We start from the raw sequence: 12,198 nt of genomic DNA on the forward strand, positions 1-12,198 counted from the left end.
CGATGGCCATGAAGCTCAGCCAACTGCAGATGCTGGTCGCGGTGGCGGACCACGGCAGTTTCAGCGCCGCCGCGGCGGAACTGGACTGCACCCAGTCGCGCATCAGCCATGCGATCGCGGAACTGGAGCGCGAACTGGGCACGCGCCTGCTCGCGCGCTCGCACGGCGGCTCGCTGCCGACCGAAGCCGGCCTGCGCGTGCTGGACAAGGCGCGCCAGATGCTGCGCCTGGAAGACAGCCTGCGCGCCTGCGCGCGCACGGACGACGCGATCGAAGGCCGGGTGCGCGTCGCGTGCTTCCGCAGCATCGGGACCCATCTGCTGCCGTATGCGGCCGAGGCGCTGGCGGCCCGCCATCCCGGCCTCGTGCTCGACATCGACGACGCCTGCAACGACCGCCTGGAAGTCATCGATGCGCTGCGCGCCGGCCGTGCGGACGTCGGCATCGCCCAGCTGCCGGTGGAAGACGGCTTCATCGTCCATCCGTATGTGGCCGACGACTACATGCTGGTCGTGCCGGCCGCGCGGCGCTTCGATGCGCCCGTGACGTGGGACCAGCTCGACGGCCTTCCGTTCATCCGCCTGGGCTGCTCGGGCGCGGACGCGATCCTCGCGCGCTGCCGCGCGGCCGGCCTGGTTGCGTCCGCCGAGCGCACGCTGAGCAACGACACGAGCATCGCGGCGATGGTGGCGCGCGGCATGGGGTGGTCCATCCTGCCGCGCCTCGCGACGTTCCCGGAAGGCGACGAGGTGCAGGTACTGCCCCTGCCGATTCCCGCGCGGCGCCAGTTCGCGCTGGCGGGACCGCGCACCGCGATGGCCAGCCGCGCGGTGAAGGCGGTGCTGGGCGTGCTGCGCGACCGCCGGCTGCTGGCGGCCACGCGCGCGGGCCAGGCGGGCATCCTGTACTGGCCTTGAACCACAGGCGCGACATAAGATCCATGACCTCCGGGATCAATTTTGCATGACCTCGCGGGTGATTGAGCCCGTCCTGCCAAATCGCGACACTGTGCACTCCATCCACGCAGGAGTCCACCATGTCCGACCAGATCCTCAAAGCCCACGCCTTCCGCGCGCTGCACGCAGCGGGAGCGCCGCTGGTCCTCTTCAATTGCTGGGATGCCGGCAGCGCGAAGGCCATCGCGGCCGGCGGCGCGCGGGCGATCGCCACCGCCAGCTGGGCCGTCGCCGCGGCCAACGGGTATGCGGACGGCGAACAGCTGCCGCGCGACCTGGCCATCGCCAACATCGGCCGCATCGCGCGCGCCGTGGCGCTGCCCGTGACGGCCGACCTGGAACGCGGCTACGGCGCCACGCCCGATGAGGTGGCCGACACCGTCGCGCAAGCCATCCGCGCCGGCGCCGTCGGCTGCAACCTGGAAGACGGCATCGAGGCGGGCGGCCTGCGCCCCGCCGCCGACCAGGCCCTGCGCCTGCAGGCCGCGCGCGAGGCCGCCAACCGGCTCGACATCCCGCTCTTCATCAACGCCCGCACCGACGGCTTCCTGCTCGCCGCGCCGGACACGCACGGCGACGCCCTGCTCGACGCGGCGCTGGATCGTGCCCGCCTGTATGCCGCCCACGGCGCGGACGGCCTGTTCGTCCCGGGTCTCGTCGACGCCGCGCTGATCGAACGGCTCGTGCGCGCGTCGCCCCTGCCGGTCAACCTGATGGCCGCCGCCGGCACGCCGCCGCCGGCGACCTTGCGCGCCCTCGGCGTCGCCCGCCTGAGCCACGGCCCCGGCCCGTATCTGCAGGCGATGCGCGCGCTCGAAGAGGCCGCGCGGGGAGCCGCGGCATGAAGCGCGTGCGGCTCGCGCTCGCGGCGGCGTTTATGACCACGGCCGCGATGGCATCCGACCATCTCGATTCGCCGAAGGTCATCGCCGATCCGCGCGTGGACATCGGCGACATCTACGCGTGGACTTCAAGCGACGGCCGCCGGCTCAACCTCGTGATGACCATCGTCGGCCACGCCTTCAACAAGGACGCCGAATATGCCTTCCACGTCGACAGCGGCCCGCGCTTTCCCGACACCACCGCACGCACCGACATCGTCTGCCGCTTCGCCTCGATGACGCAGGCGGATTGCCTGATCGGCCGCGACGAAACGATCCAGGGCGATCCCGGCAAGCCGGCCGGTCTAAAGAGCGCGAGCGGCCGCAGCCTGCTGTTCGCCGGCCTGCGCGACGACCCGTTCTTCAACAACGTGAAGGGGTCGCGCGACGCGTTCGATCTGGCCGCGGCCACGCTCAAGCAGGGCGTGCCGCGCGATGCGGCGGGCTGCCCCGCGTACACGCCGCAGCAAACGGCCGCCATCCTCGACCGCTGGCGCCACACGGATGGCGGCCCGGCCCGCAACTTCCTCGCGGGATGGACGCCCGCTTCCATCGTGCTGTCCGTCGACCTTGCGCTCGTCAACCGCGGCGGTCCCGTGCTGGCCGTGTGGGCGGATACGACCGTCGACGACGTCCGCATCGACCGCATGGGCCGCCCGCTGACGGGCAACGGCCTGCTCGCCCACCTGGGCAGCGACGAGGAGGCCGACGCGTACAAACTCGCCTACAACGAAGCGACGCCGGAGACGGCGGACGTCTTCGTGCCCGTCATCGCGAAGTCGCTCGCGCTGTACGACGGTTACGACGGCCGGTGCGGCAACCAGTTGATGATCGATGCATCGGCACCGCCGGCGCAGCGCTACACACCGCTGGCCAAGCTGCTGGCCGACGACAGGTTGTGGGTCAACAGCGCATCGACCATGTGCACGCAGCTGTTCGGCGTGGAACTGGCTGCGCTGCCGGGCGGCGCGCGCTGGCGCAACGAGTGCGGCGGCCGCACCTTGCACTACGACGCCGTGAACGTCTACCGCTCGCTGCTCGCCGGCGGGAACAACGATGCCGTCACGGACGGCGTACGCGCGGACGACCAGCCCCATTCGGATACGGTATTCCCGTTCCTCGCCGCGCCCGTGCACACGAAGGCGACCTACCGATGATCGCGCGCCGCCTTCTGGTAGGGGCCGTCCTGTGCCTGCCCCTGTGGGCGGGCGCCCACGATTTCTGGGTCAATCCGGACCGCTTCGTCGTCGCCGTCGGCGCCAGCACGGCCTTGAACATGCAGGCCGGTCACGGCGACGCGCGCCGGCACTCTCCGATCCCGTCGCGCCGCATCGTGCGTTTCTCGGCGTGGACGCCGGGCGGCGACGTCATCGACCTGCGCGGCGACGGCAAGCTGGCGCCCGCCGAGGCGGGGCTGCATCTGCTGGCGCTGGAAACGGACGCGGACGCGCAAAGCCACCTGCCCGCCGACCGCTTCAACGCCTACGTGCAGGAAGAAGGATTGTGGCCCGCGGCGGCCGAACGGGAGCGACGGGGGACGAACGGACAGGATGCCATCGAGCGCTACCGGCGCTTGGCGAAAGCCCTCGTGCAGGCGGGCGCGCCCGGCGAAGGCAGCCAGGATCTGGCGACGAAGCGCCTCGGCCTGCCGCTGGAAATCGTGCTGGTGCGGCCGCTGTCGGATCCGGACGGCGGCGGCTCCTTGGCCGCACAGGTTGTCTTCCACGGCCATCCGCTGGCGCGCGCGCTGGTGAAACTCACGGACCTCGACCACGATGCGCAACCCGCCGCCGCGCAGACCACGGACGGCGACGGGCGGGTTCTCTTCCGCCGTCCGCCGCCGGGCAACTGGCTGCTGAACGTCGTCTGGACCACGCCTCTCTCCGGCGACGAAGGCATCGACTTCGACACCATCTTCTCGAGCCTGAGCCTGGGCATTCAGGCGGACACGCCCCAGAGTGCCAGCGCTTCTTCGACGACGACGTCCGGCCGCTCCTCGGGCCAGAACAATTTATAGCCCGCCAGCCGGCGCACGCCGCGGCCGTTGCCGAACGCCTGCTCCAGGTAGGCGGGCGTCGCGGCCGAGAAGATGTCGTCGGCCGTGCCCCAGATCACCCGCACCGGCTGGCGCGCCCGTTTCAACGCGGGCGCTATCCCTTGCAGGATGTTGCGCTCCAACGCCAGCGCGTACGCGTGCACGAGGGCCTGGCGCGCGGGCGACGCGGTCAACGGCGCCAGGTACGCGTCGATGGCCTCGTCCGTGGGCGAACCGGGATGCGCATAGCACTGGCCGCCCAGGCCCTCCTTCGTGCGGGCGAGGCGATGGTCCAGCACGGACGGCAGCAGCCACTCGTCGACGAACCGGCCCGTGCGCGACAGGTCGATCACGGGCTTCAATGCGGGCGGCGGGCAATCGGGTTCGGTATCGCAATTGGTCAGCAGCAGGGAGCGCACGCGGTCCGGATGGCGCACCGTCAAGAGCTGGGCGACGGCGCCGCCGCTGTCGTTGGCGATCACGTCCGCCTGGCGCACGTCCAGCGTGTCGAGCAGGTGCGCGAGCATGGCCACCTGCGCGTCCGCGTCGACCGCCTGGCCCGGCGCGGGTTCCGTGAAGCCGAGCGCCATGAAGTCGGGCGCGATGCAGCGGCGGTGCGCCGACAGCGCGGCCACCGCGTCGCGCCACTGGAAACTGGAGAGCGGGAAGCCGTGCAGGAACAGCGCCGCGGCCGGCCCGCGGCCCTGCTCGACCACGGCGATGCGGCCGTACGGCGTCGCGACGAAGCGGCGCAGCCGCCGCCACCGGTCGAGGGTCATCGCGCCCGCGGGCGCCATCGCGCCGGCGGCAAGCGCCGCCGCGCCCTTCATGAATGTTCTCCGCTTCATGTTCGTCTCCTCCGTCGACAGGCCACGTGGCCGCCGGCATTGTGGCGGGAGCGGCGCGGCAGCTCAATGACCTCCGACGTCATGGCTTTGCGGATCGCGGCCGGGTTATCATCGAATCATGACGCCTCTCGACCTTGCCCCCGTCCCTGTCGGCCTCCTCCTGCGCGAATGGAGAGCGGCACGCCGTCTCAGCCAGCTCGACCTGTCGCTGGACGCGAACATCTCCGCGCGCCACCTGAGCTGCATCGAGACCGGCAAGTCGCAGCCCAGCCGGGCCCTCTTGATGCGACTCGCCGACGTGCTGGACATGCCGCTGCGCGAACGCAACGCCCTGCTGCGCGCGGGCGGCTACGCGCCGAGCTATCCGGAAAGCGGCCTCGATACGCCGGCGATGGGGAGAATCAACAAGGCCATCGCCTTCATCCTCGGGCAGCAGGAGCCCTATCCGGCATTCCTCATGAACCGGCACTGGGACATCCTGGCGACGAACCAGGCGGCGCAGCGCATCAACGGTTTCCTGCTCGACGGCCGGCCCGGCAAGCACGCGAACATGCTGCGCGCCGTGTTCGATCCGGACGATCTGCGCGGCCGCATGACGAATTGGGACGATGTGGGGAGCACGCTGATCGGGCACCTGCACGCGCTGGTCGCGGGGTCGCCGACGGATAGTAAAGCCCGCGCGCTGCTGGATGAGATCCTGGCGTATCCCGACGTGCCGTCGCGCTGGCGGCTGCGCGACCTGGATACGCCGCCCGCGCCGCTGTTGACGACGGAATTCCGTCACCGCGGCGTGGCGCTCAGCTTCTTTTCGACGATCACGACGTTCGGCACGCCGCGCGACATCACCATCGACGAGCTGCACATCGAGTCGTGCTTTCCGATGGATGAGGCGACGGCGCAGTTCTGCCGCCAGCTCGGCGGTTGAATCGCGTCAGACGAGCAGCGCCCCGCCCATCGATGCCGCGATCTCGGCCGCTTCATCGATCATGCGATGAAGGCTCTCTTCGTCGAGCAGGTAGTCGAGCGCGCTCTCGCTGTGTTCGGGCAGCGGCTCGCGTGCCGTGCCGAGCGGCGAGGGCACGCTGGCATACAGATTGGCCAGCAACAGGGTGTCCAGCAAGGTGGCGGGCGGCATGTGCAGCCAGGCGCCGCGCAGTGCGAAGATGGCCTCGGCGACGGGCTCCGGCAGCGCCAGCTTGCGCGCCACTTCGCGCGTGACGACGTCCTCGCACAGCTCGGCCCATTTTTCCGGGTCGTCGTCCAGCAGGCCCGGGAAACCGTCGGCGCGCGACAGCAGATAGAAGCCGCCGACCTCGTGGACGATGCCGGCGAACATGGCGGTATCCGGATTGACGAAGGTGACGCGGCGCGCGAACACATGGGCCAGCGCGGCCACCTGCACCGTGTGTTCCCACAGCTGCTCGGCCTTGGCGCGCAGGTCCGGATCGTCGATGCGGGCGCCGAACTGGCGCACGACGAGGCTCGCGACGAGCATCTGCAGGTTGCGGTAGCCGACCCGCGTCACGGCCGAGCGCACATTCGTGATCGGCTTGCCGCTCGAGTTGAACGTCGAGGAATTTGCCAGCGCGACGGTGCGCGCGGCCAGTTGCGGCTCGCCCAGCACGAGGCGGATCGCATCTTCCAGATGGCAATCGGGATCGTTCAGCGCGTGCTGCAGGCGCAGCACGGCATTCACGCTGGTGGGAAAGGAAATCTCACCGCGCGCGGCCTGGGCGGCGATGGTTCCGAAGGCTTCGAGTCTGTTCACGGCCGCGATTATACCGTGCCCTACCTACCGTCAAAACAATTCCCGACGGCTTTATATTGACCTGTGGTAGATCAGCAAAAGCAACGGCCGGTCCCAAAACCGGCCGCGGTCGGGCAAAAAGCGGTTGCTTATTTGACCTTGATGGCGCTCTTGACGCTGGTGACGCCGTCGACGCCCTTCGCGACTTTCACTGCCTTCTCGGCCTCTTCCTTCGAATTCACGAAACCGCTCAGCATCACGACGCCCTTCTCCGTCTCGACGTGGATGCCGAGCGAATCCAGGTTCGGCTCCTTGACGAGCCCGGCTTTCACCTTGGTGGTGATAGCCGTGTCCGAAGCGGCGACGCGGGTCTTGCCGGCGGCGTCGTGGGTCTTGTCGGCCGTCTCGTCGCCGGTGCGGTCCATCGCGTTGTCGGTCTTCCGGGCCACGGTCGAACCGGCATGCTTGGTCTTCTCGACGGCGGTGTGCGCGACTTCCTTGGTCTTCTCAGCAACTGTCGCGACTGCGGCCTTCACTTTGTCGGCTGCGGTCGCGGCAGTGTCGCGCGTCTTTGATGCGGCGTTTTCGGTCGCGTTCGCCGTGCGGTTGGCCGCGTCGGCGGCGTTCTCGCGCACGGCCGACGGCTTCGTCTCGACCAGGCAGCCGGTCTTGGCATCGGCGCCCACCTGTGCGCACTTGTCGACCGCGGCAGCCTTGGACGGATCGCGCGTATCGGTGCCGGCCACGACACCGCCGGACGCCGTGTTGCCGCTGGAGCCGGTCATGCCGCTGCCGCTCGAGCCGGCGGCCGTCGTGCGCTCGGTGCGCTCGGCCTTGGCGTCGGCCAGCGCGGCCGTGTGCACGGATTTCGCGTTGTCCATGCAGCTGTCCTTGTCGGCGCCGCTCTTCGCGCCGCATCGGGCCTTGGCGAGGTCGTATTCGGCGTCGGCGACATTGGTATGCGCCCGGGCACGGCCGGCGGCCGTGTTGTTGTACCTGGACAGTGCATCGGCTTCGGTGCGCGTGCGCGCCAGCCGGGCTTCGGCCATGCAGATGTCCTTGTCGTTACCGCTTTTCGCGTCACATTTCGCTGCGGCCGCCCGGTATTCCGATTCCGCTTTCTGCGTGAGATTGCGGTAGGTGGCCGGATCGTGGTTCAGCGCCGCAGTCGGCGCCGCGGCAAAGCTCGCGCCCGCAGCCGTCGCGAGCAAGGTCGCAATCAGCGTTTTCATGGTCTTGTCCCTTGTGGTGTTTGTTGTGACAGCCAATGTAACGCCGGGACGATCAAGACCTCTGTGCGGCACCGTACACTTGTCGGACAAACCATAAATCCGGCCATGCAGCCGGCATTGCTCGGCTCATCACTCAGTCATCGCTGAGCAGGCCTTCGCGCCACAACGGCGCCACGTCCTCGAACGGCTTGCCGGCGGCACCGAAACGGCTGCCTTCGCGCGCCAGGCGCACCCAGGCCCGCGTATCGTGGCCATTGTGCGCGACCGGCTGGTCCTGCCTCAGCTTTTCCAGCCACGCGTAGATGCGGCCGTAGTCGGCGGGGTGGCGGTCGTGCGTCCAGGCCAGCGCGACGAGGTCGGCATAGCCTTCTTCGCGGCGGGTCTCGCGCATCGCCTTCGATGCCGCCAGCAGCGACGGATCGTCGGCCGTTTCCTCGCCCGTCTCGACGAAGCCGGCCGGCAACGCGTGCCAGACGCCTTGCGCGTAACGCCAGCAATGGCCGATCTCGTGGGCGGCCATCGCCTCGATCAATTCGCCCTGCTGGGCGGCCGGCACGCCGTCCAGCTGGCGTTCGGCATCCGGATTGCCGCGCAGCGACAGCACGAGCTTGCAGCGGCCGCCGGCGAAGCCCATGGCCATCGGCACGGCGTTGGGGCCGGCCTGCGGCTGTACGACGATGTCGATGGGGAGATTCAGGCCGCGCGAATACTCGATGACGGGCAGCGCGGCGCCGAGCCAGCGCTGCTCCAGCGGGGTGAGGTCGGCGGCGGCGGCCGGGAGGGCCTGGGAGGCCGCGCACAGGACGGCGGCGGCAAAGATGAGCTTGGACATGGAGGGCTTCCCGTTCGGATATATGAAATGCCTAACGGCAATTCTATTCCGCGTTCAACCCTCGTTCTCAGCTATATTTTCGTGGCTGTCCAAAAGCGTAATGTTGCCTGAATGGCTCAATAACCTACGTCGTCCCCGCGAAAGCGGGGACCCATGCTGAGTTTCCGAAGCCAAGCGTCAAGCAGGCCAGAGGTCGTATGACGCGATCGACTTCTGCTGCCCAGCATGGATCCCCGCCTGCGCGGCGATGACGGCGTAATCAGCGCTGCGCCGGCACCAGCTTGGCCGCCGTCACGAACGCGGGACGGATATCGTTCGGCACGGCCTTCATCTTGTCCAGCGCCTTCTGCACGTCCGGACGGATGAGGACATAGCGCTTCATGAGATCCTGCGCGCGGGTGTAGTCGCCCGTCGCCTCGATCGTCAGGAATTCGCGGTCGAGGTCCGCCACGGCGCCCTTGATCTTGGCAAAGTCGACGGAGAACGTGCCGTCGCCGTGCGACACGAAGCCGCCCTTGTCGAGCAGGTAATTCATCTGGATCGCCATGCCGCGCGCGTGCGAATCGGTCAGGCCGAAGTGCAAGGTGCGGAACGCGGACGCGAGGTACGTGTTGTACAGCTTGCGCTCCGCCGCCGCGCCCTGTCCCAGCGAATCCTTCAACAGGCCCTTCTCCATCATGTACGCGAGCGCCCACAGGCCCGTGACGTCGGCCTTCGCTTCCTCGATGGTCGAGTAGGCATCCTTCAGATCCTGGCGCGGCGTGGACGGCTGGCCGTTCTGGGTCGTCGCGTGCGGACCCAGGCCGTGCATGATCTCGTGCGCGAGGATGTGGGTGAAGAACGCGTCGAAATCGAGGTCCTTCTGGTCGGCCGGACGCAGCACGAGCTTCGAGATCGGGGTCAGGGTCGCCGCGAACTTCGCTTCCTGGACGTTCTTCAGCATGACGCGCTTGGAGCCGCGTTGGCGGATGATCCGCTCGTCGTTCGGCAGGTTGTACGCGGCCGTCTGCACGCCCATATTGCCGTCGCCGGCGCCATACACCTGGTTCACGACCACCATCGGCGCGAGCGCCCCGACCTTGGGATTGCGGTACTTGGCATCCAGCGGCAGGTTGTTTTCCAGCTCCTGCATATGCTTGCCGAAGAAGTTCAGCTTGTCCGTCTCCTTCTGGTCGCGCACGTTCACGTACGCTTCGAACGCGGCCTTGTAGCCGAACAGTTCGTCGTTATACGTCTCGTACGGGCCAATCGTGACGTCGACCGGCGAGTCCAGGTCCATCCATGCGAAATCGGACGCGAGGTAGTCGTTCGACAGGAAGGCGTCGGCGCGCAGGTTCAGGAATTTTTTCAGCGACGCGTTGTCGGTCGCATTCGCCGCATCCTTCAGCAGCTTGGACAGTTTCTGCAGCTCGGTGCGGTATTCGTCGGAATACTTCACGATGGCGAATTTCTTCTCACCTTTTCCCGCCTTGTCCAAGCGGATCACCGTGAAGAACCACTGCGCCTGCTCCTTCTCCTGCGCCGGCAGGCCGTTCATCCACGTCTCGAGATCCTGCTTGCTCGCGCCTTCGGGATAAAAATTCGCGCCGAGCGGCTTCTCGGCCGGGATCTTGATGCCGGCATACTCGGCGGGCATGAAGGACTGGTTGCCGTCGATGATCGACCACGGCCCCTTGTTCAGCCAAAAGTAATCGCGGCGCGCCTTGCCCAGCGGCGTCGTGTCCTTTTGCAGCGCGGCCCACAACGCCTCGTTGCCGGACCAGCGCTGGCGCAGCTGCAAGGTATCGACGATTTTCGCCGCTTCGATCAGCTTGGCGATGGCGACGCGGTCGCCGGCGGACAGCTTTGCCGTGTCGGCCGTGAGGTCGACGGGCGCGAAGCGCTTGGCCATGGCTTGGAGCTGGGAGACGGTGGCCGGCGCCATGGCGGCGTCAAAGGCGTGGACGTTGGCGCACAGGGTCGCTGCGGCCAGGGCCAGGGGGGCGAGGAGGTGCTTCATTGAGGTCCCTTGTGAGGTTGGCAATCGGGCGATTGTAATCCTGTTCAGGGACGTGGGGAATGGATGGGCAGGCGGCGGTTCGAAGAAATCGGGTCCCCGCCTGCGCAGGACGACGATCATACGTAATGTATAAAGTCGTCGTTCCCGCGCAGGCGGGTAGTGTCCCCGACACTATCCCCCGATTTCAGCGGGACGCGACCGTCGACTCAGGCGCCGCCTGCTGCCAGCCGCCACCCAACGCACGCGCCACGGACACCGCAGCCAGCAACCGCTGCGTGCGGATCTGCGCCGCGGCGCGGTCGGCGGCCAGTGCGGAACGCTGGGCGTCGGTGACGTCCAGATAGGTCGACACGCCGCGGTCGTAGCGCGCCTGCGCCACCTGCACGGCGCGCGCGGCGGCCTGCTGCGCCTGCGCCTGCACGTCGCCCTGCTGATGGCGCTGCTGGACGTCCGACAGCGCGTCCTCGACTTCGCGCAGCGCCGTCAGCAGACGCGCTTCGTGGTTCGCGACGGCTTCGTCGTACCTGGCCTTGGCCAGATTGACATTGGCCTTGATGCGGCCGCCCTCGAACACGGGCAGCGACAGCGCGAGTGGACCGAACGAGAACTGGCGCGCGCTGCCCTTGGCCAGATTGCTCAGCGTTTCCGACGCATAGCCGAAGTTACCGGTCAGCGACACGCTCGGGTAATACGCGCCCTCGGCCACGCCCACCTGCGCATTGAACGCCTTCAGTGTCGCGACGCTCGCGGCCAGGTCCGGACGCTGGCCCAGCAGGCTGGCCGGCAGGCCGACCGGGATCGCGGGCGGCTGCGGCAAGGTGGCCGCCGCGTTGCCTGCCGCCGGCGGCAGGATGGGCTGGCTCGGCGACGCGCCGACCAGCACGGCCAGCGCGTGCTCCAGCGTGTTGCGCTGGCGCTGGGCTTCCTGGATGTCGGCTTCGGCGTTGGCGCGTTCGATGCGGGTGCGCGAGACATCCAGCTCGTTCGACAGGCCCGCGTTGAAGCGCGCCTCGATCAGTTGCTGCGACTCACGCCGCGTGGCCAGCGCATCGTTCAGGATGGCGATATCCGCGTCGAGGCCGCGCAGCTGCCAGTACGTCGTGGCGACCTGGCTGGAGAGCATCAGCATGACGCCGTCGCGGTCGTCCTGCGCCGCCAGCGCCTGGGCATCGGCTGCTTCCACGGCGCGGCGCACGCGGCCCCACAGGTCCAGCTCGTACGAGAAATTCGCACCGACCGTGAACTCGTTGCCCTTGATCGACTTGTGGCCGAACGTGGCGCCCATCGGGCTTTCGGCCGACGTGCGCGAGTTCGCGACACCGGCCGACACGCCGACGGTCGGCAGCTCGCTGGCGCGCGTCACACCCAGCTGCGCCTGCGCCTGCACGAGACGCTGCGCGGCGGCGCGCACGTTCGGGTTGTCGCGCAGGGCGCGCCGTTCCAGCTGGTCGAGTTGCGTGTCGCCGAACACGGTCCACCAGTCGGCCGGCAGGCGCGCAGCCTGATTCTGCGGCTCGGCCGCGGCGTGGCGCCAGGCCGGCGTGTCGACGCCGTTCGGTGCGACGAAGTCCTTGCCGACCGTGCCGCAGGCGGAAAGCAGTGCGGCGACGGCCAGCGCGACAGCAGTATGAACGACAGGTTTGATGTGAATAGTTTTCATTCTTTTAT

The 12,198-nt window shown here is 68.5% G+C and carries 11 protein-coding genes; 5 read left to right on the plus strand and 6 right to left on the minus strand.

The window, feature by feature from the left end; translation table 11 throughout:
* Nucleotides 1–8 precede the first annotated feature (8 nt).
* The 4 genes from BVG12_RS14665 to BVG12_RS14680 all read left to right on the plus strand — a co-directional run bounded on the left by BVG12_RS14665 (nucleotide 9) and on the right by BVG12_RS14680 (nucleotide 3,854).
* Complete coding sequence (locus tag BVG12_RS14665; RefSeq protein WP_229503881.1) at nucleotides 9–917, plus strand: LysR family transcriptional regulator; 909 nt, start codon at nucleotides 9–11, stop codon at nucleotides 915–917.
* Nucleotides 918–1,036: 119 nt separating this feature from the next.
* Nucleotides 1,037–1,801 carry an isocitrate lyase/PEP mutase family protein gene (locus BVG12_RS14670; RefSeq protein WP_075793035.1) on the plus strand — a complete coding sequence of 255 codons (765 nt, stop codon included), beginning with the start codon at nucleotides 1,037–1,039 and terminating at the stop codon, nucleotides 1,799–1,801.
* Entirely contained in the window at nucleotides 1,798–2,994 is a 1,197-nt protein-coding gene (locus BVG12_RS14675) for a DUF4331 family protein (protein ID WP_075793036.1), read from the plus strand. Before BVG12_RS14670 ends, BVG12_RS14675 begins: the two co-directional genes overlap by 4 nt.
* The gene (locus BVG12_RS14680) at nucleotides 2,991–3,854 is read left to right on the plus strand and encodes a DUF4198 domain-containing protein (RefSeq protein WP_075793037.1); all 864 of its coding nucleotides are present in this window, start codon (nucleotides 2,991–2,993) and stop codon (nucleotides 3,852–3,854) included. The genes BVG12_RS14675 and BVG12_RS14680 overlap by 4 nt, the downstream gene beginning before the upstream one ends.
* Here the strand turns inward: BVG12_RS14680 and BVG12_RS14685 are convergent.
* Complete coding sequence (locus tag BVG12_RS14685) at nucleotides 3,776–4,720, minus strand: alpha/beta fold hydrolase (protein WP_075793038.1); 945 nt, start codon at nucleotides 4,718–4,720, stop codon at nucleotides 3,776–3,778. The two genes, BVG12_RS14680 and BVG12_RS14685, sit on opposite strands and share 79 nt — an antisense overlap.
* 118 nt (nucleotides 4,721–4,838) lie before the next feature.
* On the opposite strand from BVG12_RS14685, the gene BVG12_RS14690 reads away from it, so the two are divergent.
* Nucleotides 4,839–5,645 carry a helix-turn-helix domain-containing protein gene (locus tag BVG12_RS14690; protein WP_075793039.1) on the plus strand — a complete coding sequence of 269 codons (807 nt, stop codon included), beginning with the start codon at nucleotides 4,839–4,841 and terminating at the stop codon, nucleotides 5,643–5,645.
* A 6-nt stretch (nucleotides 5,646–5,651) separates the two neighbouring features.
* Here the strand turns inward: BVG12_RS14690 and BVG12_RS14695 are convergent, their stop codons facing one another.
* From BVG12_RS14695 to BVG12_RS14715, 5 genes are all read right to left on the minus strand, one after another.
* Nucleotides 5,652–6,488, minus strand: coding sequence for an HDOD domain-containing protein (locus BVG12_RS14695; protein ID WP_075793040.1), 837 nt, complete (start codon nucleotides 6,486–6,488; stop codon nucleotides 5,652–5,654).
* Between the two features lie 128 nt (nucleotides 6,489–6,616).
* Nucleotides 6,617–7,699 (minus strand): BON domain-containing protein, encoded by a 1,083-nt coding sequence (locus tag BVG12_RS35130; RefSeq protein ID WP_075793041.1) that lies wholly within the window; start codon nucleotides 7,697–7,699, stop codon nucleotides 6,617–6,619.
* A gap of 133 nt (nucleotides 7,700–7,832) precedes the next feature.
* On the minus strand, nucleotides 7,833–8,531 hold the full coding sequence (locus BVG12_RS14705; RefSeq protein WP_075793042.1) for an NUDIX hydrolase: 699 nt from the start codon (nucleotides 8,529–8,531) through the stop codon (nucleotides 7,833–7,835).
* A 259-nt stretch (nucleotides 8,532–8,790) separates the two neighbouring features.
* Nucleotides 8,791–10,530 (minus strand): DUF8614 domain-containing protein, encoded by a 1,740-nt coding sequence (locus tag BVG12_RS14710; protein WP_075793043.1) that lies wholly within the window; start codon nucleotides 10,528–10,530, stop codon nucleotides 8,791–8,793.
* A gap of 184 nt (nucleotides 10,531–10,714) precedes the next feature.
* Nucleotides 10,715–12,190 (minus strand): efflux transporter outer membrane subunit, encoded by a 1,476-nt coding sequence (locus tag BVG12_RS14715; RefSeq protein WP_075793044.1) that lies wholly within the window; start codon nucleotides 12,188–12,190, stop codon nucleotides 10,715–10,717.
* Between the last annotated feature and the right edge of the window lie 8 nt (nucleotides 12,191–12,198).

It is taken from the genome of Massilia putida, assembly GCF_001941825.1.
Lineage (GTDB): Bacteria > Pseudomonadota > Gammaproteobacteria > Burkholderiales > Burkholderiaceae_D > Telluria > Telluria putida.